This is a genomic window from Halomonas sp. SpR8 (assembly GCF_031010195.1).
In the GTDB taxonomy this organism is placed as follows: Bacteria; Pseudomonadota; Gammaproteobacteria; order Pseudomonadales; family Halomonadaceae; genus Vreelandella.
The window spans coordinates 641,051-666,230 of record NZ_JAUAMC010000001.1; the positions used below are offsets into that span (position 1 = coordinate 641,051).

Genomic DNA, 25,180 nt, shown 5'->3' on the forward strand with positions numbered 1-25,180 from the left:
TCCTATTTGTTAGCCGCAGAGTCGTTGGCTGCAAAGTCGAGTAACACGGCGCCTTGGCTGACAGTATCGCCTGCCTGGAAGTGGAAGGTGTCCACGCTGCCATCGGCAGGGGCGGTCATGGTGTGCTCCATCTTCATCGCTTCCATCACCATTAGCGGCATGCCTTTTTCAACCGCCACGCCGGGTTCCACCAGCAGAGCGACTACCGTCCCGTTCATCGGTGCCGTGAGGGTGGATTCCGCCTCATGGTGACCGTGGTCGATGGCATCGATACGCCGCCAGAACAGACGGGTTTCACCGCTCGGGTCCGCCATGACCACCACATGCCCGTCGCGGCGCGCCTGCAGGCGGCGGCGGTGGCCGTTCAGGGTAACGGCGACTGCATCACCGGTCAGCGGCTGTAGACTAGCGGTAAGGGGCTCATCGCCGATAGTAAGTTTCCACAGTGATTCACCCGCGCTGCGTTTACCTTCGACGATCACTACCGCCTCATCGCTATCCGGCGCTTGGGCACTAGCCGGGTCACACAGGGCGATGCGAATGGTGTGGGGCGCATTCAGGCGGAAGCCGTCGTGGCGATCCCAGGGGGAGTCGCTTTCGCACTCCTGGGCGAGTTGATTCAGGCCAATCAGCGCCGCATTGGCGTAGGCTTCCATGCTGTAGGTGCGCGGAGCAAACAGTGTGGCTTCATTGCGTTCAATAAAGCGGGTGTCCAGCTCCACGTTCTTGAAACCGGGGTGGGTCGCCAGACGCATTAAAAAGGCGCGGTTGGTGACGACACCCTGTACGTCCAAGGCTGCCAACGCACGGTTAAGGGTAGCCAGCGCCGCATCGCGGTCAGCACCGTGCACAATCAGCTTGGCAAGCATCGGGTCGTAGTGCATCGACACCGCATCGCCGCTCTCTACGCCGCTGTCCAGGCGTACTTGGTCAGCGCTCAAGCCCGCACCTTCTAAATCCAGTGCAAAGCGGTTGAGCAGGCCGGTGGCGGGTAGGAAATCCTGGTCTGGGTCTTCGGCGTAAATACGCGCCTCAAAGCTGTGGCCGGTGATGGTCAGTTCATCCTGTCGGCAGGGGAGCGGTTCGCCCATGGCCACGCGCAACTGCCACTCGACCAGATCCTGGCCGGTAATCATTTCGGTGACCGGGTGTTCAACCTGAAGACGGGTGTTCATCTCCATAAAGTAGAACGAACCGTCCGCATCTAATAGAAATTCCACGGTGCCCGCGCCCACGTAGCCGATCTCTTGGGCGGCGCGCACGGCAGCATCGCCCATGGCGCTGCGTAGCTCCGCCGTCATGCCAGGGGCGGGGGCTTCTTCGATGACTTTTTGGTGGCGGCGCTGAACGCTGCAGTCGCGCTCGAATAGGTACACGCCGTTGCCGTCGCGGTCGCAGAACACCTGGACTTCCACATGGCGTGGCTGTACCAGGTACTTCTCGATCAGCATACGGTCATCGCCGAAAGCGGCTTTGGACTCGCGTCGACAGCCGTCTAGCGCGGCCTGAAAGCCATCACCCGATTCGACAACGCGCATCCCTTTGCCGCCGCCACCCGCACTGGCTTTAAGCATCACCGGGTAGCCGATTTTGTCAGCCTCGGAGCGCAGCAGCGCGTCGTTTTGATCATCGCCATGGTAGCCCGGTACCAGCGGCACGCCGGCATTGGCCATGCGGGCTTTGGCAGCAGATTTATCGCCCATGGCGGCAATGGCCGAGGCGGGCGGGCCGACAAAGGTAATGCCCGCTTCTTCAAGGGCTTTAACGAAGCTGCCGTTTTCAGACAAAAAGCCGTAGCCGGGATGAATCGCGCCAGTGCCGGTGCGCTTGGCAGCGTCGATGACGGCATCAATATTAAGGTAGCTTTCGCGAGCAGCGGCAGGGCCTAAACGCACGGCTTCATCGGCTTCACGTACGTGGCGCGCGCTGGCATCGGCATCAGAGTAGACCGCGACGGTTTTCAGGCCCATACGGCGCGCGGTGCGCATCACCCGGCAGGCAATTTCGCCGCGGTTGGCGACCAGCAATGTGTCGAATTTGGTTGGGATAAACGTCATGAGCGTGGCTCCGCAGCGTTATTGTGTTCTTCAGGTGACGTCCAATCCGGGCGGCGCTTCTCAAAAAAGCTGGATAAACCCTCCTGGCCTTCTTGGCTAACCCGCAGCTTGGCGATGACCTGGCAGGTATGCTCGCGGGTGGCGTCATTGTCGGGCGCTTGAGCCACCGTGGCCATCAGCGCTTTGGTAACGCGCTGGGCCTGGGGAGAGCCTGCCAAGAGCGTCGTCAGCATGGCGTCGACGGCGCTGTCTAACGCTTCATGTTCAACTACCTGGTGGGCTAAACCGAGCTTAAGGGCGGTTTCGGCGTCCATCACTTCGGCGGTTAACGCATAGCGGCGCATTTGCCGCTCGCCTAGCGCGCGCTGCACGTAGGGACTGATGACCGCAGGCGATAGGCCAATCTTGACTTCCGAGAGGCAGAATTTAGCTTTATCAGAGGCGATCACCACATCGCAGCAGGCGGCAAGACCCACCGCGCCGCCAAAGGCTGCACCTTGAACGCGGCAAAGTGTGGGGCAGGGCAGTGTATCGAGCCCATGCATTAGCGCGGCAAGCTTGCGGGAATCCGCGAGGTTATCCTCCAGGTCGTAATCGACCATGCGCTTCATCCAGTTAAGATCCGCACCGGCTGAAAAGCTCTTGCCTTCGGAGCCCAGCACCACCACGCGAACATCACCCGCTTCAGCAAGGGCGTGGAGCTGGCTGAAGTGTTCATTCAGCTCGGCGATTAAGCTATCGTCAAAGGCGTTATGCACTTCGGGGCGGTTTAAGGTCAGACGCGCCACGCCCTCTTCTATAATCAGTGTTGAGTAAGCCATGGTGGTTGCCCCCTTACATCCGGAACACGCCGAAGCGTGTCTCTTCAATCTCGGCGTTCATCGCTGCCGCTAGTGAAAGCCCCAGCACATCGCGGGTTTGCAGCGGATCAATCACACCGTCGTCCCATAAGCGGGCGCTGGCGTAATAGGGGTGGCCTTGGTGCTCATACTGCTCGCGGGTGGGCTGCTTGAAGGCTTCTTCTTCCTCTTTGCTCCACTCGCGGCCTTCGCGCTCGTGCTGCTCACGCTTGACCTGGGCCAGTACACCTGCTGCTTGTTCACCGCCCATCACGGAGATGCGCGCGTTGGGCCACATAAACAGCAGGTTGGGGTCATAGGCGCGGCCGCACATACCGTAGTTGCCGGCGCCGAAGCTACCGCCAATCAGCACGGTGTACTTGGGTACTTTTGCACAGGCAACCGCCGTGACCAATTTGGCGCCATGCTTGGCGATGCCTTCGTGCTCGTACTTGGAGCCGACCATAAAGCCGGTAATGTTCTGCAGGAAGATCAGCGGAATCTTGCGCTGGGCGCACAGCTCGATAAAGTGCGCGCCTTTTACGGCACTTTCGGAAAACAGCACGCCGTTGTTAGCCACGATCCCCACCGGGTAGCCGTGAATATGGGCAAAGCCGGTGACCAGGGTGTCGCCGTAGTAACGCTTGAACTCGTCGAAGTCGGAGTCATCGACGATGCGACCAATCACTTCACGCACGTCGTAGGGCTTTTTGAGGTCGGTACCCACAATGCCATATAGCTCGGAAGGGTCGAGCCTGGGTGGCTTGGGCGCCTGCATGGCGAGCTGGCCACGCTTTTGCCAGTTCAGCCGCGACACACAGGCGCGGGCCAGCTGCAGCGCGTGGGCATCGTTTTCCGCATAGTGGTCGGCCACGCCGCTCACTTTAGCGTGAACGTCGGCGCCGCCCAGGTCTTCTGCGCTGATGCTTTCGCCCGTGGCGGCTTTTACTAATGGCGGGCCACCTAGGAAAATTGTGCCCTGTTCCTTAACGATGATGGATTCGTCCGCCATGGCGGGCACATAAGCGCCACCCGCGGTACAGGACCCCATCACCACCGCAATTTGTGGAATGCCCTCGGCGGACATGGTGGCTTGGTTATAGAAAATGCGCCCAAAGTGGTCGCGATCAGGGAAGACTTCATCCTGGCGAGGCAGAAAGGCGCCGCCGGAATCAACCAGATAGATGCACGGCAGGCGATGCTTACGAGCAATCTCCTGGGCGCGAATATGCTTTTTCACCGTCAGCGGAAAGTAGGTGCCGCCTTTTACCGTGGCGTCGTTAGCCACAATCACGCACTCGACGCCGGACACCCGGCCAATGCCGGTCACCACGCCCGCCGCAGGAATCTCGCTATCGTAAATATTGTGAGCGGCGAGGGCGGAAAACTCTAAAAACGGCGAGCCTTCGTCGATCAGGTGATCGATACGGTCACGCACAAACAGCTTGCCGCGGCTTTCGTGGCGCTCGCGGGCTTTGGCACCGCCGCCCTCGGCAATGGCGGCGGTCAGCTCGCGTAGTTTATTGACTTCACCCAGCATCGACGCTTCATTGGCTTGAAATACATCGCTGCGCGGATTGATCTGGCTATTCACAGTGCTCATGGCGCGGCCTTTTATTTGGTTTCAGTGAACAGTTCGCGACCGATCAGCATCCGCCGAATCTCGCTGGTGCCCGCGCCAATCTCATACAGCTTGGCGTCACGCAGCAGGCGCCCGGTGGGGTACTCGTTGATATAGCCATTGCCGCCGAGCAACTGAATGGAGTCCAGCGCCACTTGAGTGGCTTTTTCAGCGCAGTAAAGAATCACCCCTGCGGCGTCCTTGCGCGAGGTTTGGCCGCGATCACAGGCACCGGCCACCGCGTATAAGTAAGCGCGACAGGCATTCAAGGTGGTATACATATCCGCTACCTTGCCCTGAACCAGTTGGAACTCGCCAATGGATTGATTGAACTGTTTGCGCTCATGAATGTAAGGCATCACCACATCCATAGCGGCTTGCATAATGCCAATGGGGCCTGCAGCCAGTACGGTGCGCTCGTAATCCAGGCCGCTCATCAGCACACGAACGCCTTTGCCTTCGTCCCCAAGAATATTTTCAGCAGGCACAGCGCAGTCCTGAAACACCAGCTCGCAGGTGTTGGAGCCGCGCATGCCCAGCTTGTCGAGCTTCTGCGCCGTCGAGAAACCGGGCATACCTTTTTCGATAATAAACGCCGTGATGCCTTTAGAACCGGCCTCTGGATCGGTCTTGGCGTAGACCACCAGCACATCCGCATCCGGGCCGTTGGTGATCCACATCTTGTTGCCGTTAAGAATGTAGTGGTCGCCGTCTTTTTTGGCGCGCAGCTGCATGGAGACCACATCGGAGCCCGCACCGGGTTCCGACATGGCCAGGGCGCCTACGTGGTCGCCGCTGATCAGCTTGGGCAGGTACTTGGCTTTCTGCTCGGCGGAGGCGTTGATCTTGATCTGGTTGACGCACAGGTTGGAGTGGGCGCCGTAGGAGAGCGCCACCGATGCGCTGGCCCGCGAGATCTCCTCCATGGCAATACAGTGAGCGAGATAGCCCATCCCGCTGCCGCCATCCTCTTCAGGCACGGTGATGCCCAGCAGGCCCATATCGCCGAACTTCTTCCACAAATCGTTGGGGAACTCGTTGTTGCGATCGATCTCGGCTGCGCGGGGGGCGATCTCGCTGGCGGCAAAGGCGTTGACCTGCTCACGCAGCATGTTCAGTTCGTCATCAAGGCCGAAGTTCAGTTCTGAGTAGTGTGAAAACATGGTCAATCACCTGTGTTCATTGTGATGATAATTGTGTTGGTAAGCGCGCTGGCGGTATTCAGTGCCGTTATCTGTTCAATGCGTGGTCGCGGATGAAGATGGCGGTGCTGTATCGGTTTCCGTCTGCTCTTCTTCGCGTTGTTTTTGATTCAGTTCTTCCAGTGCTTGGCGGCAGCGAATTTCTGCGCTTTCGAGCTCAAGCTGGACCATGGTGATGTCTTTCATCTGCTGGTCGAGCGCCGCCCTGCGCTCGGCGATCTTGCTAAGCATTAAGTGCAACTGCTTTTTACTGCCGCTGCGGGTTTCATCCCAAAGCTCAAACAGCTCGCGAATTTCAGCCAGTGAAAACCCCAGCCGCTTGCCGCGAATAGTCAGTTTTAGGCGCACCCGGTCTTTACTGCTGTAAACCCGTGTTTGCCCGCGACGAGTAGGGTGAAGTAACTCCTGGTCTTCGTAAAAACGGATACTGCGGGTAGTTAAATCAAACTCGCTGGCCAGTTCGCTAATCGAGTATGTTCTGCTCATGGTGACATTCTCTCAAAAAAGGCATCGTGATTAAGAACCATTCTTAATAGCTGTTCCTAAGAGCTAGTTTTAAGAGCTATTTCTAAGAATCATTCCTAAGGTTTGCCTTCTATGGAACACTGCCACTGAGGCTAAAACAAGTTTACGTTAACGTAAAGCTATAGTTGCGAGCAGTTGAAAAGCGTTGAAACCGTGTAACTCACTGATATTTATATTTTGAAGAGGGTTGTTAATTCAAGAAAATATCGTTGATAGACCAAAGTTGTAATTGTATTGCCATGGCGAGAGTTGCTAGTTTGCACGTACACCTTACGTTCAGGTAAGGCAGTGGCAGGCATTTATGCTTGTACCGCCTTAGCTAAAAAGCGTTCAGCACAATAATAATCAGTACAACAACAATAAGAGGCTTGCCACTCTATGAGTGTAAACGATGTCCTCCAAGGACCTGTCCTCGAAACCCGAGGGCTGACCAAAGAGTTTCGCGGCTTTACCGCCGTGGATGATGTCAATCTGCAGGTGCAAGAAGGGCATATTCACGCGTTGATTGGCCCCAACGGTGCTGGAAAGACCACTGTCTTTAACTTGTTGACCAAATTTTTGCCGCCTACCCATGGCGATATTTTGTACCGTGGCAAATCAATCACCAGTAAAAAATCCAACGAAATAGCTCAGCTAGGATTAGTGCGCTCATTCCAGATTTCAGCGGTATTTGCCCACATGACCGCGCTGGAAAACGTGCGTGTAGCGTTGCAGCGCAAACTGGGTACCTCGTTTCATTTCTGGAAATCCGAGAAATCCCTCGATCACTTAAACGAGCGTGCACTTGAGCTGCTTGAAGAAGTGGGACTGCGCGAGTATGCCGATACCCTAACGGTTGAAATGCCCTACGGTCGTAAGCGCGCGCTGGAGCTAGCCACCACGCTAGCACTTGATCCCACCATGATGCTGCTCGATGAACCGACCCAGGGCATGGGGGCGGAAGATGTAGATCGCATCGTGGCGCTGATTAAGCGTGTCTCCCAGGGGCGTACCGTATTGATGGTCGAACATAATTTAAGCGTTGTTAGTCGCTTATGTGATCGGATCACCGTATTGGCGCGAGGCGCCGTGCTCGCGGAAGGCGATTACGAGACAGTTTCTCGTGACCCGCTGGTGCGTGAAGCTTATATGGGCAGCGACGCTACGGAAGAAGAGGGAGCTCACATATGAATACGGCTGAAGCTCAAGCGCCCGTGCAGAATTCTCTAAGCCGGGAAATGTTGCGCGTAAAGGATTTGCATGCTTATTACGGAGAATCGCACATCCTGCACGGCGTGAATTTCGATGTAAAACGCGGCGAACTTGTCACGCTGTTAGGGCGCAACGGCGCTGGCCGTAGCACTACCTTAAAATCAATTATGAACATGGTAGGACGGCGTACCGGCTCTATTGTGATTAATGGCAACGAAACACTGCAGATGAAGCCGCACCATATACCTCGTTTGGGTATTGGCTACTGCCCCGAAGAGCGCGGTATTTTTGCTAGTTTAGATGTGCATGAAAATCTACTGCTACCCCCCACGGTTTCTTCCGGTGGCATGAGCTTAGATGAAATCTACGCCATGTTTCCTAACCTCTATGAACGGCGTCGAAGCCAAGGTACACGGCTCTCCGGCGGTGAACAGCAAATGCTGGCCATGGCGCGTATTTTGCGTACCGGCGCGCGCATGCTGTTACTCGATGAAATTACCGAAGGGCTTGCGCCGGTTATCGTTCAGAAATTGGCAGAAGTGTTGGTTCAACTTAAGGATCTTGGCATGACCATTGTGCTGGTGGAGCAGAACTTCCGCTTTGCAGCACCGTTGGCAGATCGCCACTTTGTGATGGATCACGGTCAGATTGTCGAAGAAATCAGTGCCGCGCAGCTACCCTCGCGGCGGGAACATCTCAACTCAATGCTGGGGGTATAACGCACCATAAAGCACGTTAGCGACTTTTTTGCTCCAAACGTACTTTTGCTCCAAACGTACTTTTCGCTCTGCTATTAACAGTAAATCGCAAACAGTAAGTTGAAAACAGTAAGTCGCATCACAACAGCTTAATAACTAAACAATAGCTGTTCAAAAAAACTGCACAAAAACAAAGAGGCCCTCAGGGCCAGGAGTCGAACATGACCTTTATGAAAAAAACGCTCACTGCCAGCATTGCCGTTGCGGCCGCTTCCAGCTTTGCCATTTCCACCGCGCAGGCTGAAATGAGCGACGGTGAAATCCGTATTGGCTACTTGGCTGATATGTCCGGTACCTATCGGGATCTGGCCGGCCCGGGCGGCTTAACCGCTATGGAGATGGCGGTAGCCGACTTCGGCGGCAGCGTCAACGGTACGCCCATCGTGATTTCCAGTGCGGATGATCGTAACAGCGCTGACGTTGGTGCGAACACCGTACGCGGTTGGATCGACCAGGATAACGTCGATATGGTCGGCGGCCTGGTAGCGTCTTCTGTGTCCATTGCGGTAACAAAGGTGCTGGAAGAGAACAACGGCCTGGGCATCGTCTCCGGCTCTGCGGCATCGAGTATTACCAACGAGCACTGCACCCCTAACCATATTCACTGGGTCTACGACACCTATCCGTTGGCTAATGGTACTGCCAAGGCCGTTGTAGAGCAGGGCGGTGACACGTGGTTTATGCTGACCGCTGACTACGCTTTTGGCCATGCGCTGGAGGCCGATGTAACCAAAGTAGTCGAAGAGAGCGGTGGTGAAATTGTCGGCGGCGTACGCCACCCATTCCCCACCAACGACTTCTCGTCGTACATTCTTCAGGCGCAAGGTTCCGGTGCGAAAATTGTTGGCTTGGCAAATGCCGGTGCCGATACCGTTAACGCCATCACCACGGCCAGCCAGTTTGGCTTGACCCAATCCGGACAGCAGCTTGCAGGTCTGTTGATTTTCTTGAATGACGTTCACGCCCTTGGCCTGGAAGCTACTCAGAACCTGCTGCTGACTACCGGCTGGTACTGGGATATGGATGAGCAGTCCCGCGAGTGGGCGCAGCGCTATTTCGATGAAGTAGGCCGCATGCCGACCATGGTTCAAGCGGGTATTTACTCCAGCACCATGCACTACCTGAAAGCCGTTGAAGCGGCCGGCACCGACGACCCGGAAACCGTGCGCGCGCAAATGGCCGAGATGCCCATTGAAGACTTCTTTGCCCGCAACGGCACTATTCGTGAAGATGGCCGCATGATTCACGATATGTACCTGGCCCAGGTAAAAACACCCGAAGAGTCTACCGGTGAGTGGGATCTTTACGAAATCCTCAGCACCATTCCCGCCGAAGAAGCCTACCGCCCGCTGTCTGAAAGCCAGTGCAAGCTAGTGCAAAACTAGGCTGTTCCACTGAAAGTGGCGTATAGAACCGGTTGGCGGCAGGTTGCCGCCAACTGCTTGACGGCGAGGAGAGTCGCGTTATGACGATGATATTCGGCGTGCCAATGGCCGTGTTCTTGGGTCAGCTAACGCTGGGCCTTGTGAATGGCGCCTTTTACGCACTGCTTAGCCTGGGCCTGGCGGTCATCTTCGGCCTGTTGAAGATCGTCAACTTTGCCCATGGGGCGCAATACATGCTGGGGGCCTTCGCCGCGTTGTTGGGCTTTCGTTATCTGGGGATTAATTACTGGCTGGCGCTGTTTTTAGTGCCGTTAGTCGTGGGTGCCTTTGGGGTGCTCTTGGAGCGTTTTTTGCTTCGCCGTATTGCCCATTTAGATCATCTCTATGGGCTGTTACTGACGTTCGGTTTGGCGCTGATTTTTGAGGGCACGCTGGTCAACTTCTTTGGTGTTTCCGGTGCGCGCTACGCAACGCCGGAAATTCTGCAGGGTGGCTTGAATCTGGGCTTTATGTTCCTACCCACTTATCGCGCCTGGGTACTGGTGGCAGCGCTGGCGATGTGCCTATTTACCTGGTTTATGATCGAACGCACGCGGCTGGGGGCTTATCTGCGCGCAGGTACTGAAAACTCGCAGTTAATGCAGGCGTTTGGGGTCAATGTGCCGCTGTTGATCACGTTAACTTACGGCTTTGGGGTTGCTTTGGCGGCTTTTGCCGGGGTACTGGCGGCGCCGCTTTATCCGGTATCGCCAACCATGGGGTCAAGCCTGCTGATCGTGGTGTTCGCAGTCGTGGTAATTGGTGGCATGGGGTCGATTCTAGGCGCCATTATTACCGGTCTCTCCATGGGGATCATCGAAGGGCTGACCAAGGTGTACTACCCCGAAGCCTCTAATACGGTGATCTTTCTTGTCATGATCCTCGTGCTCATGTTGCGCCCCGTAGGGCTGTTCGGTAAGGAGGCATGAACATGGCAGAATCTCAACCAATGGCGGCGCCATCCGCGGTACTTGAACGTCAAAAGCGGGCTAAATTTCGCCGTAATATGTTCTATCTGGCGTTGATTGTGGTGGGCTTGGTCGCGCCGTTTTTGGCCTATCCCGTCTTCCTGATGAAAGTGCTCTGTTTTGCACTGTTCGCCTGCGCCTTCAATCTGCTGCTTGGCTACGCGGGGCTGCTCTCTTTTGGCCATGCGGCGTTCCTGGCGTCCGGCGGTTATGTAACCGGCTATCTGTTGTCTAGCTATCCAGGGTTAACGCCAGAGCTGGGTATTATCGCTGGCACCCTGTTAGCCACGCTGCTTGGCGTAGTGTTTGGCGTGCTCTCCATACGCCGCCAGGGCATCTATTTCGCCATGGTAACGCTGGCGCTGGCGCAGTTGATGTTCTTTGTTTACATCCAGGCGCCCTTTACCGGCGGCGAGGATGGCTTGCATGGCGTGCCCCGTGGTGAGCTGTTTGGGGTAATCAGCCTGAGCAGCAATCTGGCGATGTACTACTTTGTCTTCGCGATATTTATCTTCGGCTTCGCGCTGATTCAGCGCACGGTGCACTCGCCGTTTGGGCAGGTGCTCAAGGCGATTCGCGAAAACGAACCGCGCGCGGTATCGCTGGGCTACAACACCGACGCCTATAAGCTCGTTGCGTTTGTCATCTCCGCCGGTTTGGCGGGCTTGGCAGGCTCGACGAAAACCGTGGTTTTCCAGCTGGCTTCACTGACCGATGCGCACTGGCATATGTCCGGTGAGGTGATTCTGATGACCCTGTTGGGCGGTGTGGGCACCTTGCTTGGGCCTTTGATGGGCGCGGGAATCGTGGTCAGCCTGCAGCATATCCTGGCGCAGTCGCCGCTGGGTAACTGGGTGAGCGTGATTCTGGGGATTATCTTTGTGGTCTGTGTGCTCAGTTTCCGTAGCGGCATCATCGGTGAACTGGACAAGATGTATCGCAAAAACTTTAAGTAAGCGCTTTTTTTAAAATAGCACTTTCTCTGTCCCGTACTGTTTGATTCTTAACGCTGGGCGCCGTTTGGCGCCCTTTTTTCTATCTAGCAGTTGAGCGCCTACACCTAGCGCCTACACCTAAGGTCGCAAGCGCTGGCATGTTGCTTGTGGCCGAGTAAATGGATAAGTTAACGTAAACGTCAATTACAACGACAACAGCCAGTGTGTAGGCGCACTAGCGGAGATACGCCATGAATTTTGAGCTTAATGAAGACCAGGTTGCGTTTGCCGATATGGCAAGGGCGTTCGCCCAAAACGAGCTGGAGCCCCACGCCGCCGAGTGGGATCAAACCGCGTTCTTTCCCGTTGATGTGATTCGCAAAGCAGGCGAGCTGGGCTTTTGCTCCCTGTATGCCCCAGAAAGCGTGGGTGGGTTAGGGCTTTCGCGCCTGGATGCCAGCATCATTTTCGAGCAGCTCTCCATGGGCTGCACGTCCACCACTGCGTATCTGACCATCCACAATATGGTCACCTGGATGCTGGCGGACTTTGGCACACCGGAAGCCGTAGAGCAGTGGGGCGCAAGGCTGGCCACGGGCGAGCTGCTGGGCTCTTATTGTTTAACCGAGCCCAATTCAGGCTCTGACGCGGCATCGTTAAAAACCACCGCCAAGCGTGATGGTGATCACTACCTGCTGACCGGCAGCAAGATGTTTATTTCCGGCGCTGGTAGCACTGACTTTCTAGTGGTCATGGCGCGCACCGGTGGCGAAGGCGCCAGTGGCGTCTCGGCGTTTGCCGTGGATGCCAAGAGTGACGGCATCAGCTACGGGCGCAAAGAAGAGAAGATGGGCTGGAACAGCCAGCCCACGCGCATGATCACCTTTGAAGACGTGCGGGTGCCCGCCAATCACCTGCTCGGCAACGAAGGCGACGGTTTCAAGATCGCCATGAAGGGCCTCGACGGTGGCCGGATCAATATTGCCACCTGCTCCATCGGCACCGCCCAGCAGGCGATCAACAAGGCGCGGGAATATATGCGGGAGCGCAAACAGTTCGGCAAGCACTTGGCCGAGTTTCAGGCGTTGCAGTTCCGCTTGGCCGATATGGTCACCGAGCTGGTCGCCGCGCGCCAGTTAGTGCGTATGGCCGCCACCAAGCTGGATGCAGGGCACGCCGACGCCCCTACCTACTGTGCCATGGCCAAGCGCTTTGCTACCGATGTAGGTTTTAAAGTGTGCGATGAAGCGCTGCAGCTTTACGGCGGCAATGGCTATATCAAGGAGTACTCCATGGAGCGCTACGTGCGCGATACCCGGGTACACCGCATTCTCGAAGGCACCAACGAAATTATGCGCCTGATTATCTCCCGCCGGGTGCTGGCAGACGGCGCCACCGAGCTGTAGGAGGATAAGGAGAGCCAATGAGCAGCGTACTATTTACCGAACACCCCACCGATGATGGCCACGTCATCGGCGAGATTAAACTCAATGCCGAGCGCTCGCTGAATGCGTTAACGCTTGAAATGATTGAACTCATGCTGCCGCGCTTAAAAGCGTGGGCTGACGACGAGCGGGTCGTGGCGATACTGCTGGATAGCGCTGGTGAAAAAGCTTTTTGTGCTGGCGGCGATGTCGTCAACCTGTATAAAACAATCACCGGTGAGGGCGACCCCAGCTTCCCCGAGCGCTTTTTCGAGACCGAGTATCGGCTCGACTTTTTGCTGCATACCTACCCTAAGCCGGTGATCTGCTGGGGCAATGGCATTGTCATGGGTGGCGGCATGGGGCTGTTGAGTGCCAGCAGCCATCGCGTGGTAACCGAAACCTCGCGCCTGGCGATGCCCGAAGTCACTATCGGCCTCTATCCGGATGTTGGCGCCAGCTGGTTTTTGAACCGACTGCCCAACGGTGCAGGGCGCTTTTTAGCCATGACCGGCTGCCAGATCAATGCTTCGGATGCGGTACATCTGGGATTGGCCGATCGCTGCATCGCTAGCCACCACCGGGATGTCTTGGTGCAGCAATTAACCAGTGCAGACTGGGGGAAAGGCGAGAATACCGACGCCAATGGAGTCGTTAACCGCATTATGCGGGAGCTGGAGCAAACGTCGCAGTCAGATTTCGCCGAATTAGAAGCCCCTGTTTATCAGCACTCCTCGCTGATTCGCGAGTTGATGGATCACGACAGCGTAGAACAAATCGTCGCCGCTATTGCGGCGGTAAAAAGTGACAATAAATGGTTTAACAAAGCGCAAAAAACGCTGACCCACGGCAGCCCGGTCTCGGTAAAGCTGATTGATGAGCAGTTAAAACGCGCCAAACATATGTCGCTGGCCGAAGTGTTCCAGTCCGAGATGGCGCTTTCAGTACAGTGCTGCCGCCACCGCGAGTTTCCTGAAGGCGTGCGCGCGCTGTTGGTCGATAAAGATGGCCAACCGGCGTGGACCTACCCGGATGTAGCCTCTGTCGAGCAACGCTTTATAGATGAGCTGCTAGCTTCACCGTGGGATAACAACCCGCTCGCAGATCTCAAATAACGTTTGTAACCACATAATTTTTAAAGACATAATAAGGACAACACCAATGACGACTGTCGCATTTATCGGTTTAGGCAATATGGGTGGCCCAATGGCGGCCAACCTGGCAAAAGCAGGCTTCAACGTACGCGCCTTCGATCTTTCAGAAGACGCGCTGGCGACCGCCAAATCCAACGGCTGCGAAGTGGCTTTGTCAGCCCAGGAAGCCGCTACCGAAGCGGATTATGTCATCTCCATGCTGCCTGCTGGCAAGCACGTACGCGGGCTCTATGCAGAGGGTGATACGCCGCTGTTTAAAGTTATCAAGCAGAGTGCGCTGGTGATCGACTGCTCTACCATCGACGCCGACACTGCCCGTAGCGTGGCTGCCGAAGGCGAAAAGCTGGGTATCGGCTTTGTCGATGCGCCGGTTTCCGGTGGAGTGGGCGGCGCCCAAGCGGGCACCTTGACCTTTATCGTCGGCGGCTCAGAAGCCCAGTTCGAACAGGCCAAGCCAGTGTTGGAAGCCATGGGCAAAAACATCTTCCACGCCGGCGACCATGGCGCGGGGCAGGTGGCTAAAGTGTGCAACAACATGCTGCTATCGATCTTAATGGCAGGCACCTGTGAAGCGATCAATATGGGCGTTAAAAACGGCCTGGATCCTGCGGTGCTGTCAGAAATCATGAAGCAAAGCTCCGGTGGCAACTGGGCGCTGAATGGCTATAACCCTTACCCAGGCGTGATGGAAAATGCGCCCGCGTCGAAAAACTATCAGGGCGGCTTCCAGGTCGACTTGATGATCAAGGATCTGGGACTCGCGATGGATGTCAGCCAGCTCAGCGCCTCACCCGTGCCCATGGGCTCCGCCGCCCGCTCGCTTTTTACCTTTCACAAAGCACGGGGCAACGGCAAGCTCGACTTCTCAAGCCTGATGAAGTTTTATCAGGATAAAGAGGGTGAATCGTGAGGAGTAAATGGTGAGGGGAATCGCGAAAGGGCGGCGAAGCCGCCTCAACTTGCCACTCAAGCCCGTGCGAGGCAAACTCAACCTCCCTCTCTATGCGCAAATATAAGGACTACCATGATCACGCTTTGGGGCCGCAACAACTCCACCAACGTCAAAAAAGTGCTGTGGGTGCTAGAAGAACTGGAACTGCCTTTTGAGCAGATCCAGGCGGGCCTTGAGCACGGGGTTAATAACACCCCGGATTACCTGGCCATGAACCCCAATGGCCTGGTGCCGCTACTCAAAGACGACACCACCGATAGCGTGCTGTGGGAATCCAATACGATCATCCGCTACCTGGCGGCGCAGTACGGCCAAAACAAGCTATGGATTGATGCCCCTGCCGAACGGGCGCAGGCAGAAAAGTGGATGGACTGGTCGAATAGCACACTGTCACCCAGACACCGCACGATCCTGATGGGCTATGTCAGAACTCCGCCCGAGAAGCGCGATCATGCCGCTATTGAAGCGGGCATGCAGGCGTGCGAAGAGCTGTTTGAGATGCTGGATAACATGCTGGCTAAGCAAGCGTATTTTTCAGGCAATCAATTTGGCCTGGGCGATATCGCCGTGGCGCCGTTTATCTACAATTTATGGCATATCGGCTTAACCTGGCAGCCGCGCAGCCACCTGGGACGCTGGTACCAACAGATCGCTGAACGCCCCGCCTACCAAAAAGTGGTGGTGATCCCGGTTACCTGATGTTTGAATCTGAATGAGGTAAACGCGCTTGTGGCACGCATTCAATTCAGACACTACTCATTTTTCCATTTGATCTGAAATTCAATTTCCTCTTCATCATCTGAGCGTTCGTGTTCGATGGTGAATTCGGCGCGAACGGGGACGTAGATGCGCTCGCCTGCAATCTGAATATCGAAACGTTCCCCGTTCTCAATGGCATCAGCCAGTCGCCTTAGCTTGGCCACGAAATCGGCCTTCGGATAACCTTTCTCTACGTCTCTCTCTTCTTTGGATCCCATTTGCTTCTCCTGGGTTAAGTCATTACCGCTGGCGCCTATGATGAATCAGGCTCGCATTAAGTCTAGCAGGTCATCCGCACATAAAACGGGTAACCTTTCCTCAATGGCGAAGAGTGCCTAAATAACTCGCTTCCATCTCTGCTAACTCATCATCCAACCCCCGCAACACCTCACACGCCAACCCATGGCGCTGGGCGCTCTCAATCAAAGGCCCTAAAATCGCTCCGCGCTCGGTGGGGCGTTTTGCTTCCACATCCTGCAGCATCGAGGCCTTGTTGTTTGCGGTGTTTTCCACCACCTGCCACACCAACGCCAACCACGCTTGCTCACCAATCATTCCGTTATCTTGCTCACCGTTCGGCGACTGAATACCTTCTGCCTGCATAACCGCCGCGACTTCCTTTACCACAGCTTCCACACGCTGCGCATAAGGGTCGGCGCGAAGCTTCCCATTACGCACGCCATTCAGCGCCACTAGAGGGTTAATCGCCGCGTTCACCGCCAGTTTTTGCCATAGGCGTTGGCGAATATCATCCACCTTGGTGGCGGCAAGCCCAGCCTGAGTTAACGTTTGCGCAAGTTCATCCGACAGGGCGCTGTGCCGATTATTCAAATCGCCAACAAAGGTATGCCCGCGCCCGGCGTGCACCACGCCATCATCACCGGTTAAGTAAGCGCCTTCCGTTGTTGTTGCACATAGCACTGGCCCCGGCCACGCCTGAGTAATCCGCGGCTGAGCCAAAAAGCCATTCTGCCAAAGCACCAGCGGGGTAGAAGGGGAAATACTGCCCGTAATGCCAGCCAGCGCCGCCTCAGCCGCCATTGCTTTGGTAGTGATATGAACAAATGCGGGTGGTTCATGCGTTTCAGAGGTGAGTTGGGCAACCGTGAGTATACTGAGAGGCTGTACCTTTTGTTCGCCTTCAGGTGTGGAAAGTGCTTGCTGCTCAGGCAGCGCACGTCGACCAATGAGCGTTGTGACCGCGATCGGTGAAAGCGAATGGGCCAGCAGACGGCCAATGGCACCAGGGCCGAGTATCCAGTGGGTCGTCATCTTCAAGATCGTTGCTCAGCAGCGGCGTAGCCGCCAAGCTTACCTTGTTCATCGCCCAGAAATGAAGGCGGTATAAAAGGTTAATTTCCAGTGACGGCAGCAATCATTATCTGGTAGCTTTGAAGCTAACCCGAATTTCTCACGAGGCATAAAAGGAAGCGGCTGAAAGTGTTAAAGTTTCAGGGCCTTACACCAAAAACCAACACCAACAGCCGCTTCCAAAATGGTACCTGAAAAACTGACCTTCTCGCCACTCTCCCGCCGTCAAATTGAAGCCGATTTCTCCGGTGGCCACATCACCTCGGACGCTGGGCTGCTCCTGCTTCGTGAAGTCGATAAACAGCATCGCCTGACGCGCCGCTTGGCTGCGGTACTTCATGATCCCCGGTCACCGGAACAGGTTCGTCATAAGCTCGATACCCTGGTTCGCCAACGGGTGTTCGGTGTCGCTGCTGGCTACGAAGATTTCAACGACCATGAAGCCCTGCGCTATGACCAGGCCCTTCAGACAGCACTGGATGAAAAGGAGGTGCTGGCAGGCAAGTCAACGCTGTCCCGGATAGAGCAGAACGCCGATCGGCAAGCAATGGTGAAGGCCCATGAGTTACTCTGGCATCACTTCATTGAACAGCATGACGAACCACCAAAGGAGATCGTGCTGGACTTTGATGGCACTGATATTCCCGTGCACGGCGAGCAACCCGGCAAGTTCTTTAACCGCTATTACGATCACCATTGCTACTTCCCGCTGTATGTCTTCTGTGGGCGCCACTTACTGGTGAGCTATCTGCGCACCAGTGACCGCAGCGACAGCCGCCATAGCTGGGCCATCCTTGCCTTACTGGTACGGTTTATCCGTCAATACTGGCCCGATACCCGCATCGTGTTACGCGGTGATAGCCATTTTTGTCGTCCCCGAATGCTGAACTGGTGCGATCGGCATCACGTCGACTACATCGTGGGTATTGGCAAGAACAGTCGGCTGCTCAAGGAAGTGGACGTCCCCATGATGCTGGTACGCAAGACCCAGTGGCAGGTGGGAGGAAAAGTGGCGGAGACGTTCCGCTTCCAGTATCAAGCCCTCTCTTGGAAATACCCTCGCTGGGTGGTGGCCCGTCTAGAAGAAGGCGAACTGGGTTCCAACCCCCGGTTTATCATCAGCTCCCGTTACGACGACGGCTTCAAGCTTTACTACGAGCAATACTGTGCTCGGGGCGACATGGAAAACCGGATCAAGGATCAACAACTGAGCTTGTTTGCTGACCGCACTTCCAGCACGCACTGGTGGGCTAATCAATGGCGGCTGATCTTGTCAGGCTTTGCCTATACGCTGTTCGAGCGGTTACGGACTTACCTGAAGCACACGCCCTTCGCACGCATGAGCCCAAGTAGCCTGAGGCTCAAACTCATCAAAGTGGGCGCAGTTATCATCCGCAATACGCGCCGAATCCGAGTACTGATGAGTGACAGCTACCCCTATAAAACGGCGCTATCCGATCTCGTCAGACGGTTGGTGCCGAACTGAATACTCGGGCGCCCCCGGCCCGACGCAATGGGGGAAAGGGGGAAGTGTGTCTGAACGACGGAAAATGGTTAAAAAGTAGGGCATTTAAGCCGTGCCCATAGGTTTTTAGCGGTATTACAGCCTGAGTGCGGTACTGGCTGATGCGCTATGAGAAATCCGGGCTAAGGTGATTTTGAAAGTTTTGCGTGTGGAGTGGGTGGAAGTGAGCGTAGATAGGGTTGCAGGTTTTCCGAGCGCCCAAAAAGCCGTAGTTTTTGTACGGCAAGACCAGAGCCTGCTAAGCTTGTGCCATGATTAACTGGGAAGGGCGTCATGCTGCATAAATTTTCCGTAAAAAACTTCCGAAACTTTGCCGATTGGCTGACATTTGATCTGGCTAGCCAGCAGTACGAGTTTAACGATAATGCAGTGCGCGACGGGGTCGTGGAACATTGCATGATCTATGGCCCCAACGGTGGTGGTAAATCCAACCTTGGGCTCGCCATGGTTGATCCGGTGCTTCACCTAGTTGATTCCCCTAGCTACCTCAACACTCTTGACAACAACTACCTGAATGGCGGCACTGGGGGCGAGCTGGCTGAGTTTGCTTTTGAATTTCGTATTGACGGGACTGATATTGTCTACCGCTACGGCAAAAAGTCTCTTATGCAGTTGGTATATGAAACCTTAACCATTGATAACAAAAAAGTGCTCGAAATAGACCGGCGGCAATCCACTATAGCTATCATTAAGTTACAAGGGGCTGAATCGCTAAAGTCTGATGTGGGTGACTCCAACATATCGCTGCTGAAATATGTTCATAATAATGCGTTGTTAGATGACACGCCCACTAAGAGACAGTTCGAAAAGTTGCTCGACTTCATTGAAGGCATGGTCTTTTTTCGCTCTCTCAGTTCTACGCGTATCGGTGAGTATGTGGGGAAGAATATTGGCGTCAAACGTCTTTCGCAAAGCATAATTGATTCGGGCTCCGTGCAAGACTTTGAAAATTTTTTGAAGAGCGCGGGCATTGAATGCTCACTTATCGTTGATACCACCACCATTGGCGAGAAAGGCATCCATTTTGACTTTGGTGAAACCAAACTCGAGTTTGGCAATGCCGCTTCTACCGGCACCCTATCGCTAGGTATTTTCTATTTCTGGTGGCTGCGTTTTCAAAGCAGTGAAATCACCTTTGCCTATATCGACGAGTTTGACGCCTTCTACCACCACGCCCTAGCATCGAGTATTGTCGAAAAGATTACCACAACCGATTGCCAAACTATTATGACCACTCACAACACAGGGGTTATGAGCAACGATCTGCTTAGGCCAGATTGCTACTTTGTGTTGGATAAAGATATTAAACCTATTACCGCCTTAACTGGTAAAGAGCTTCGTAAAGCACACAATTTAGAAAAGATCTATAAAGGCATGTCCAGCTAATGGAACGTACGCTGTTTGTATTTGAAGGGGCGAAGCGCGAGAAGCAATACTTCCGAAGTCTTAAATGTGCCTTTTTCAAAGATGAAGAAAGCCATATTTTAGTCAGCTTTCAGAATGATATTTACGAGCTATATAAAGAGCTCTCAAAAGATGAAGATCTAGACCCGTTTGAGCTTATTAAGGAGATGAATCCAATCGAAAAACATCAAGAAGAGATGGCCAATTTGAGACGAGATCAAATTGGTCAAATCTATCTTTTTTTTGATATGGAGCCTCATGATGATCACTATTCCGACCAAAACCTGCTAAACATGCTTGGGCTATTCAGCAATGAAACCGAGCTAGGTAAGCTGTTTATCAGCTACCCTATGGTCGAAGCCTTGAGAGACATAGACGACCATACCGAGTACCTTACCCGTATCGCCAATTTAGTTGATTGCAACGGGACAAACTATAAACCCTTGTCCGCCAAACGTGGCAGCAATATTTATCAAGATGCAAGGAAGATCGACAAAATACTTTGGCAAGGTCTGGTCGCGGCTAATGTGAAAAAAGCAAATAGTTTAGTCAGGGGCGAGTATGTCGCTACACCTATCCTAGAACAGTTGGCTATCGCTCAGGCTCAACTAACGAATTGCTTGCCAAAGGATCATGTAGCGGTATTGAGTGCCTTTCCTATATTTTTGGCAGATTATTTTGGACAGAAGGTTTACGACCTTTAGAAACGGTGCCGGCTATCCAGTTCCCCCGCCCACAGTGTCAGTCCCTACGATCAATGAGCATCGGGGTCGTTCACAAAGTCTCCAGATCATGTCAATCCCGAGCATTGTACGTCAAATCACGACGAGGCTCAGTGCGACAGCCCTTCGTGACTAGGCATGAAACCGCCCAGCAGGCGGTCGATTTCCTTGGCAGGCATCGGACGGTAGAAGAAGAATCCCTGGATGAGGTCGCAATGCATTTCGCGCAGCAATGACAACTGTTCGGCGTTCTCGACGCCCTCGGCCACCACCTCCAATCCCAGCCGATGACCGATGAAGATGGCACCCTCCATGATGGCTCTATCCTTCGGCTGTGTGGCAGCGTCGTGGATGAAGGAGCGATCGATCTTCAGGGCGGTGACTGGAAAGTGCTTGAGATAGCTCAGGGAAGAATAACCGGTCCCGAAGTCATCGATAGCAATGCGAATACCGCGATGATAGAGGCGCCGCAGGTCCTCGAGGACGGTCTCGTCGGCTTCGATTAGGACATTCTCGGTCAATTCGATGCCGATATCCCGCGGACCTAAGCCGTGACGCTGCAGCGAGTCCTCGAAGCTCTTGAGGGCATCGGTACGCACCAGTTGACGACCCGAGACATTGATGTCGATGCGGTGCTCATGAAATCCCTTGGCACGCCATTCCACCTGCTGGCGGCAAGCCTCTTCGATGACCCAGTCGCCCAGACGATGGATCAAACCGGAACGCTCGGCCAGCGGGATAAACTCGGCAGGCGAGATCGGCGGGCCCTCGGCAGGCTCCCAGCGTATCAAGGCCTCAAGATTCTCTATTCTCCCACTGGTCGCCGAGACTTGGGGCTGGTAATGGAGGGCGAATTCACCGTTATCCAGGGCTTCCTCGAGTCGCGCCGAGAGATAGTGCTGGCGAACCAGCTCATCATGGAGCTTCTGTTGGAAGAAACGTACAGCACCCCGACCATCCAGTTTGGCACGATTCTTGGCAACATCGGCATTACGGATCAATTGGCGTGACGATTCACCATTCTCGGGAAAGAGCGCCACGCCCAGGCTAGCCGTGACCTGACGCTCCCGACCATCCAGGACGAAAGGTTCCCGAAAGACATTCTGGACATAACGAACGACCCGTCTGACATCGGGGGCCAAGTGAACGCCGGGAAAGGCCAGCACGAATTCATCGCTAGAGACACGGGACATCAGGTCAGTGACTCGCTGGCACTCTCTCAGCCGCCGAGTCAGCTCAATAAGCAGGCGATCGCCCTGATCGTAGCCAAGGGCATCATTGATCTCGACGAATTGATCGATGTCCAGGTAGATGGTTGCCAGGCCATTGCCCTGGCGTCGACAGGAATCCAACAGACTGTCCAGGTCGACCTCGAAGGTCTGGCGGTTAGGGAGATGGGTGAGCCTGTCGAAACGGGTGGCGAATTCCAGGTCACGGTGGGCGCGCTTTTGGTCGGAAAGATCGACATCCACGCAGAACATCAAGGGTGAGTCGGTATGCTCATTGAGCATCAGATGCTGCGAAAAGACCGATATAAGTTCACCGGTTTTGTGCTTGAGCTCGAGTTCATCGGCGGGTATAGCGACCCCTTCTTTGATCCAGGCATTATGCGCCTGGATCACCTCGTTACGCATGAAGGCAGGAATGATCAGATCTTCCAGTAACTGACCCTGGGCTTCCTCAGCGGTATAGCCATAGAGACGAGTGCTACCCTCATTCCAGTAAATCACTCGCCGATCGCGATCATACCCCTGAACCGCCACCTTCGGCAGACTCTCCAGCAGGGCGCGGAATCGCTGCTCACTTTCCAGATACTGGCGGCGTACTAACTCGACTTCTTCCCTGCCGGCATCATGCGAATCGATGCCATCAGTTGAAGGTGTCTTTGACACCTTCAACACGAGCGCACCGGAAAACTCCCTGCGGTTCTCCTTCAGGCGTTCCGGATCACTGTGATGTCGGGAATCGCTGGCAGTCATAAGATCTACTTAAAGAAAAAACACTGTCAAGAGCCATCATAATGGCAACAATAGGCACTTTGTTGTGATTATCCTACACCTATTTGTAGGAGATAACCTACATAGACGTCATCAACAGCCTGATCCTGTTTTCAAAAAAAACACTCTTTTTTCGTACTTTTCTTTGACATATCATTACAAATCTTTTCATTTTTCTCCTGTTGACCGCGATGCTTACACCGGCAACACCGGGCAATTCCGCCCAGTTAACAGGAGAATGCCAACATGAAACTCGATAATCTCAAGCACGGTTTCGACCTCACCTCCATGCCTGCCGATCCACTCGCCGATTATTGGAATCCGGGAGTGACCGAGGCGCTGAGGCATCAGGATTGGGCGAAAACCGATATTCGGGAGCGAATCGATCTGACCGCCTGGCAGGGGTTTACCGCTGACCTGCCGCGCGATCCCTATGTGAACCAGCGATGGAAGCGGATGTCATGGCTCGCCCTGAATGATCAGGGCGATGTAGAGGATATGGGCCAATGCCCCATGGCTCAGGGGGGGGCCTTCAACGACGCGGAAAGCATGGCGGATCGCCTGCGGTACTATGATCCGCTGACTCGGGAATTCATGGTGCGCCCCGATGTGAAGGCCTTCGTTCGCGCCTGGGCAAGACTGTGGAGTATCGGTGCGCACGAACCCATTCTGATGCAGATCACCGGGGTTCGCGGAGAAGGCAACATCGACCCCCTTCAGGGACAGGGAATTCATGCCGATGGTTGCAATGCCCTAAGCATTCTGGTCATCAATCGGGAAAACGTGGTGGGCGCCGAAAACCACCTCTACGCAGACAAGGCTGGCACGCAACCCCTGGTCGATATCACCCTGAATCCGGGTGATATCCTTCACCTGCGCGATGACCGGCTATTCCACAGTGTCGACGGGATCGAACAGCTCGACAGCGAGGCACCCTTCGAGCGGTTCATCATCATTATCAACAGCCGCTTCGTGGACGACTTCCAGAACCGGATGTTGCGTCGCCACTTCCCGGAAGCGGTCCTCAATGAGAGCTACTGACACTCTCGGTAAATTGATGACCTAGCAACACCAACGCCCCCGGAACTCCGGGGGCGTTGGTGTTGTTCCCGAGGGTGGTGCTGGGGGTGAAAGTCCCCTGCACGCCCGGCAAGGGGAAGTGCGCAACACCCGACGAGTGCTAGAAGAACTGGTTCCGGCCCTGCGTGGCTGGGCCAGCTACTTCAGCCTCGTAGATATGAAACGTCCCTTGGAAGCACTGGACGGATGGGTCCGGCCACCGCAGCACTCCGCATTATATCAGTGTCGCCTAAAAGATCGCTCTTGGCCGAAAACGGCCAATCCTCAGCCCCCAGTGTCCATATGTAACCCCAAGCCATCCTATCTATTCTTCCTCCATCACTCCCTCAACCCACTCCACCCAAGTTTCTGTAAGTCGCTGACCAAGCCGCAGCGTGTGCCAGGGTGCGCGCTGGGCGGGCGTCAGCGCCTGTGGTTCACTAAACCACTCCCGCTCGATGGCGGCGTAGGTCGTCAAGCGCTCCTTGAGTTGCTCGCGAAAAGCAGTGAGCTCTTCGCGGCGGGCCTGCTCGGGCCAGCGTTCCCAGGCGAAAAATTTGGCAAATAGCGGCTGGCGCACAGGGCTGGCGGCCAAGGGCTCGGCGAGCCAGGTGTCCAGTGCCTGAAGGCCTGCTTCGGTCAGCCGGTAAACCTTGCGGTCAGGACGTTCGGTTTGCGGCAGCGTCTCGCACGTTAGTAGGCCATCGCTGCGCATTCGGTCAAGTTCGCGGTAGAGCTGCTGATGACTGGCCTGCCATACATGGGCAAGGCCCGCTTTGAAGCGTTGCAGAATATCGTAACCGGTGCCGGGCTCACGCTGCAGGGTGATCAATAAAACGGCGCGTAGAGACATAAGGAACCGTGTGTTGCGAGAATATTATGCACATAGTTGCATATTAATATTGCTAGGGCTAGCCTTATGCAACAAGTTGCATTTGCCCAGCGGTAGGTTTGGCTCTCGGAGGTTTCCATGGCTTTGAATCTGCATCTTTACGTCCCTTCTGGCCCTGGTGCTTGGGGCCATCCTGCTGCTCTCGAACAAGGGGACTATGTTCCATCGCATATTGGGCAGCACTTGGGTGCTAGCCATGGCACTCTCGGCTTTGAGCTCCTTCTGGTTTGGCGGCGGCGTGCTGCCGCTTTTGGGTCACTTTGGGCCGATACACTTGCTGTCTTTATGGGTGCTAGTGGCTCTCGTTGTTGCGGTATCGGCGATTCTCAAGGGTAGGGTAGAGCAGCATCGCAGTGGGATGATTGGCGCTTACCTGGGACTGGTCGGTGCCTTTATTGGTACCTTGGCGCCGGGGCGTTGGTTCGCCGTTCAACTAGGTATATGGTGATGTTAAAAGCCTG

At 55.0% G+C, this 25,180-nt stretch carries 23 protein-coding genes and 1 pseudogene; 15 read left to right on the plus strand and 9 right to left on the minus strand.

The features are described from left to right. Positions 1-2 precede the first annotated feature (2 nt). From QT230_RS02900 to QT230_RS02920, 5 genes are all read right to left on the minus strand, one after another. Positions 3-2,057 carry an acetyl/propionyl/methylcrotonyl-CoA carboxylase subunit alpha gene (locus QT230_RS02900; RefSeq protein ID WP_308319979.1) on the minus strand — a complete coding sequence of 685 codons (2,055 nt, stop codon included), beginning with the start codon at positions 2,055-2,057 and terminating at the stop codon, positions 3-5. Further along, a complete protein-coding gene (locus QT230_RS02905; protein ID WP_308319980.1) occupies positions 2,054-2,878 on the minus strand; it encodes an enoyl-CoA hydratase/isomerase family protein in 825 nt (274 codons plus the stop codon). Before QT230_RS02905 ends, QT230_RS02900 begins: the two co-directional genes overlap by 4 nt. Before the next feature lie 13 nt (positions 2,879-2,891). Next, positions 2,892-4,499, minus strand: coding sequence for a carboxyl transferase domain-containing protein (locus QT230_RS02910; protein ID WP_308319981.1), 1,608 nt, complete (start codon positions 4,497-4,499; stop codon positions 2,892-2,894). 11 nt (positions 4,500-4,510) lie between these two features. After that, on the minus strand, positions 4,511-5,680 hold the full coding sequence (locus QT230_RS02915; protein ID WP_308319982.1) for an isovaleryl-CoA dehydrogenase: 1,170 nt from the start codon (positions 5,678-5,680) through the stop codon (positions 4,511-4,513). Positions 5,681-5,755: 75 nt separating this feature from the next. Continuing rightward, positions 5,756-6,205 (minus strand): MerR family DNA-binding transcriptional regulator, encoded by a 450-nt coding sequence (locus QT230_RS02920; protein ID WP_308319983.1) that lies wholly within the window; start codon positions 6,203-6,205, stop codon positions 5,756-5,758. Between the two features lie 417 nt (positions 6,206-6,622). Here QT230_RS02920 and QT230_RS02925 point away from each other — a divergent pair, with 417 nt between their 5' ends. The 9 genes from QT230_RS02925 to QT230_RS02965 all read left to right on the plus strand — a co-directional run bounded on the left by QT230_RS02925 (position 6,623) and on the right by QT230_RS02965 (position 15,749). After that, a complete protein-coding gene (locus QT230_RS02925; protein WP_308319984.1) occupies positions 6,623-7,414 on the plus strand; it encodes an ABC transporter ATP-binding protein in 792 nt (263 codons plus the stop codon). Next, entirely contained in the window at positions 7,411-8,154 is a 744-nt protein-coding gene (locus tag QT230_RS02930; RefSeq protein WP_308319985.1) for an ABC transporter ATP-binding protein, read from the plus strand. Before QT230_RS02925 ends, QT230_RS02930 begins: the two co-directional genes overlap by 4 nt. 200 nt (positions 8,155-8,354) lie before the next feature. Beyond that, the gene (locus QT230_RS02935; protein WP_308319986.1) at positions 8,355-9,578 is read left to right on the plus strand and encodes an ABC transporter substrate-binding protein; all 1,224 of its coding nucleotides are present in this window, start codon (positions 8,355-8,357) and stop codon (positions 9,576-9,578) included. 80 nt (positions 9,579-9,658) lie between these two features. Next, entirely contained in the window at positions 9,659-10,546 is an 888-nt protein-coding gene (locus QT230_RS02940; protein ID WP_308319987.1) for a branched-chain amino acid ABC transporter permease, read from the plus strand. 2 nt (positions 10,547-10,548) lie between these two features. Continuing rightward, the gene (locus QT230_RS02945; RefSeq protein ID WP_308319988.1) at positions 10,549-11,541 is read left to right on the plus strand and encodes a branched-chain amino acid ABC transporter permease; all 993 of its coding nucleotides are present in this window, start codon (positions 10,549-10,551) and stop codon (positions 11,539-11,541) included. 230 nt (positions 11,542-11,771) lie between these two features. Continuing rightward, positions 11,772-12,926: an acyl-CoA dehydrogenase family protein gene (locus QT230_RS02950; RefSeq protein ID WP_308319989.1), complete on the plus strand. Its 1,155-nt coding sequence runs from the start codon at positions 11,772-11,774 to the stop codon at positions 12,924-12,926. A gap of 17 nt (positions 12,927-12,943) precedes the next feature. Continuing rightward, positions 12,944-14,059, plus strand: coding sequence for an enoyl-CoA hydratase/isomerase family protein (locus QT230_RS02955; RefSeq protein ID WP_308319990.1), 1,116 nt, complete (start codon positions 12,944-12,946; stop codon positions 14,057-14,059). A 46-nt stretch (positions 14,060-14,105) separates the two neighbouring features. Beyond that, entirely contained in the window at positions 14,106-15,008 is a 903-nt protein-coding gene (gene mmsB, locus QT230_RS02960; RefSeq protein WP_308319991.1) for a 3-hydroxyisobutyrate dehydrogenase, read from the plus strand. Between the two features lie 114 nt (positions 15,009-15,122). Next, positions 15,123-15,749: a glutathione S-transferase family protein gene (locus QT230_RS02965; protein WP_308319992.1), complete on the plus strand. Its 627-nt coding sequence runs from the start codon at positions 15,123-15,125 to the stop codon at positions 15,747-15,749. A gap of 53 nt (positions 15,750-15,802) precedes the next feature. Here QT230_RS02965 and QT230_RS02970 read toward each other — a convergent pair whose 3' ends face one another. Then, positions 15,803-16,027: an amphi-Trp domain-containing protein gene (locus tag QT230_RS02970; RefSeq protein ID WP_064233106.1), complete on the minus strand. Its 225-nt coding sequence runs from the start codon at positions 16,025-16,027 to the stop codon at positions 15,803-15,805. A 100-nt stretch (positions 16,028-16,127) separates the two neighbouring features. Next, positions 16,128-17,081 (minus strand): 2-dehydropantoate 2-reductase, encoded by a 954-nt coding sequence (locus QT230_RS02975; RefSeq protein ID WP_308319993.1) that lies wholly within the window; start codon positions 17,079-17,081, stop codon positions 16,128-16,130. A 223-nt stretch (positions 17,082-17,304) separates the two neighbouring features. Here QT230_RS02975 and QT230_RS02980 point away from each other — a divergent pair, with 223 nt between their 5' ends. The 3 genes from QT230_RS02980 (at position 17,305) to QT230_RS02990 (ending at position 20,753) form a co-directional block, all read left to right on the plus strand. After that, on the plus strand, positions 17,305-18,606 hold the full coding sequence (locus tag QT230_RS02980) for an IS1380 family transposase (RefSeq protein WP_308319994.1): 1,302 nt from the start codon (positions 17,305-17,307) through the stop codon (positions 18,604-18,606). Between the two features lie 312 nt (positions 18,607-18,918). Beyond that, the gene (locus tag QT230_RS02985; protein ID WP_308319995.1) at positions 18,919-20,031 is read left to right on the plus strand and encodes an AAA family ATPase; all 1,113 of its coding nucleotides are present in this window, start codon (positions 18,919-18,921) and stop codon (positions 20,029-20,031) included. Next, positions 20,031-20,753, plus strand: a complete 723-nt coding sequence (locus QT230_RS02990) for a hypothetical protein (protein WP_308319996.1) — start codon at positions 20,031-20,033, stop codon at positions 20,751-20,753. Before QT230_RS02985 ends, QT230_RS02990 begins: the two co-directional genes overlap by 1 nt. Before the next feature lie 128 nt (positions 20,754-20,881). Here QT230_RS02990 and QT230_RS02995 read toward each other — a convergent pair whose 3' ends face one another. Beyond that, positions 20,882-22,750 (minus strand): EAL domain-containing protein, encoded by a 1,869-nt coding sequence (locus tag QT230_RS02995; RefSeq protein ID WP_308319997.1) that lies wholly within the window; start codon positions 22,748-22,750, stop codon positions 20,882-20,884. Between the two features lie 264 nt (positions 22,751-23,014). Between QT230_RS02995 and QT230_RS03000 the strand changes: the two genes are divergently transcribed. Beyond that, positions 23,015-23,809 carry a 2OG-Fe dioxygenase family protein gene (locus tag QT230_RS03000; protein ID WP_308319998.1) on the plus strand — a complete coding sequence of 265 codons (795 nt, stop codon included), beginning with the start codon at positions 23,015-23,017 and terminating at the stop codon, positions 23,807-23,809. Positions 23,810-23,927: 118 nt separating this feature from the next. Further along, a pseudogene (locus tag QT230_RS03005) lies at positions 23,928-24,032 on the plus strand (group II intron maturase-specific domain-containing protein); the annotation flags it as partial. A 120-nt stretch (positions 24,033-24,152) separates the two neighbouring features. Here QT230_RS03005 and QT230_RS03010 read toward each other — a convergent pair. Continuing rightward, entirely contained in the window at positions 24,153-24,680 is a 528-nt protein-coding gene (locus QT230_RS03010) for a PadR family transcriptional regulator (RefSeq protein ID WP_308319999.1), read from the minus strand. 157 nt (positions 24,681-24,837) lie between these two features. Here QT230_RS03010 and QT230_RS03015 point away from each other — a divergent pair, with 157 nt between their 5' ends. Beyond that, on the plus strand, positions 24,838-25,167 hold the full coding sequence (locus QT230_RS03015) for a DUF2306 domain-containing protein (protein ID WP_308320000.1): 330 nt from the start codon (positions 24,838-24,840) through the stop codon (positions 25,165-25,167). The last annotated feature ends 13 nt before the right edge of the window (positions 25,168-25,180 follow it).

What these genes read in the sequence shown, in the direction of transcription:
- QT230_RS02975 (WP_308319993.1), bottom strand. Translation starts at nt 17,081, where the DNA reads ATGACGACCCACTGGATACTCGGCCCTGGTGCCATTGGCCGTCTGCTG.
- QT230_RS02910 (WP_308319981.1), bottom strand. Translation starts at nt 4,499, where the DNA reads ATGAGCACTGTGAATAGCCAGATCAATCCGCGCAGCGATGTATTTCAA.
- QT230_RS02980 (WP_308319994.1), top strand. Translation starts at nt 17,305, where the DNA reads ATGGTACCTGAAAAACTGACCTTCTCGCCACTCTCCCGCCGTCAAATT.
- QT230_RS02900 (WP_308319979.1), bottom strand. Translation starts at nt 2,057, where the DNA reads ATGACGTTTATCCCAACCAAATTCGACACATTGCTGGTCGCCAACCGC.
- QT230_RS02940 (WP_308319987.1), top strand. Translation starts at nt 9,659, where the DNA reads ATGACGATGATATTCGGCGTGCCAATGGCCGTGTTCTTGGGTCAGCTA.
- QT230_RS03000 (WP_308319998.1), top strand. Translation starts at nt 23,015, where the DNA reads ATGAAACTCGATAATCTCAAGCACGGTTTCGACCTCACCTCCATGCCT.
- QT230_RS02915 (WP_308319982.1), bottom strand. Translation starts at nt 5,680, where the DNA reads ATGTTTTCACACTACTCAGAACTGAACTTCGGCCTTGATGACGAACTG.
- QT230_RS02985 (WP_308319995.1), top strand. Translation starts at nt 18,919, where the DNA reads ATGCTGCATAAATTTTCCGTAAAAAACTTCCGAAACTTTGCCGATTGG.
- QT230_RS02925 (WP_308319984.1), top strand. Translation starts at nt 6,623, where the DNA reads ATGAGTGTAAACGATGTCCTCCAAGGACCTGTCCTCGAAACCCGAGGG.
- QT230_RS02990 (WP_308319996.1), top strand. Translation starts at nt 20,031, where the DNA reads ATGGAACGTACGCTGTTTGTATTTGAAGGGGCGAAGCGCGAGAAGCAA.
- QT230_RS02970 (WP_064233106.1), bottom strand. Translation starts at nt 16,027, where the DNA reads ATGGGATCCAAAGAAGAGAGAGACGTAGAGAAAGGTTATCCGAAGGCC.
- QT230_RS02950 (WP_308319989.1), top strand. Translation starts at nt 11,772, where the DNA reads ATGAATTTTGAGCTTAATGAAGACCAGGTTGCGTTTGCCGATATGGCA.
- QT230_RS02920 (WP_308319983.1), bottom strand. Translation starts at nt 6,205, where the DNA reads ATGAGCAGAACATACTCGATTAGCGAACTGGCCAGCGAGTTTGATTTA.
- QT230_RS03010 (WP_308319999.1), bottom strand. Translation starts at nt 24,680, where the DNA reads ATGTCTCTACGCGCCGTTTTATTGATCACCCTGCAGCGTGAGCCCGGC.
- QT230_RS02930 (WP_308319985.1), top strand. Translation starts at nt 7,411, where the DNA reads ATGAATACGGCTGAAGCTCAAGCGCCCGTGCAGAATTCTCTAAGCCGG.
- QT230_RS02905 (WP_308319980.1), bottom strand. Translation starts at nt 2,878, where the DNA reads ATGGCTTACTCAACACTGATTATAGAAGAGGGCGTGGCGCGTCTGACC.
- QT230_RS02965 (WP_308319992.1), top strand. Translation starts at nt 15,123, where the DNA reads ATGATCACGCTTTGGGGCCGCAACAACTCCACCAACGTCAAAAAAGTG.
- QT230_RS02935 (WP_308319986.1), top strand. Translation starts at nt 8,355, where the DNA reads ATGACCTTTATGAAAAAAACGCTCACTGCCAGCATTGCCGTTGCGGCC.
- QT230_RS02955 (WP_308319990.1), top strand. Translation starts at nt 12,944, where the DNA reads ATGAGCAGCGTACTATTTACCGAACACCCCACCGATGATGGCCACGTC.
- QT230_RS02995 (WP_308319997.1), bottom strand. Translation starts at nt 22,750, where the DNA reads ATGACTGCCAGCGATTCCCGACATCACAGTGATCCGGAACGCCTGAAG.
- QT230_RS02945 (WP_308319988.1), top strand. Translation starts at nt 10,549, where the DNA reads ATGGCAGAATCTCAACCAATGGCGGCGCCATCCGCGGTACTTGAACGT.
- mmsB (WP_308319991.1), top strand. Translation starts at nt 14,106, where the DNA reads ATGACGACTGTCGCATTTATCGGTTTAGGCAATATGGGTGGCCCAATG.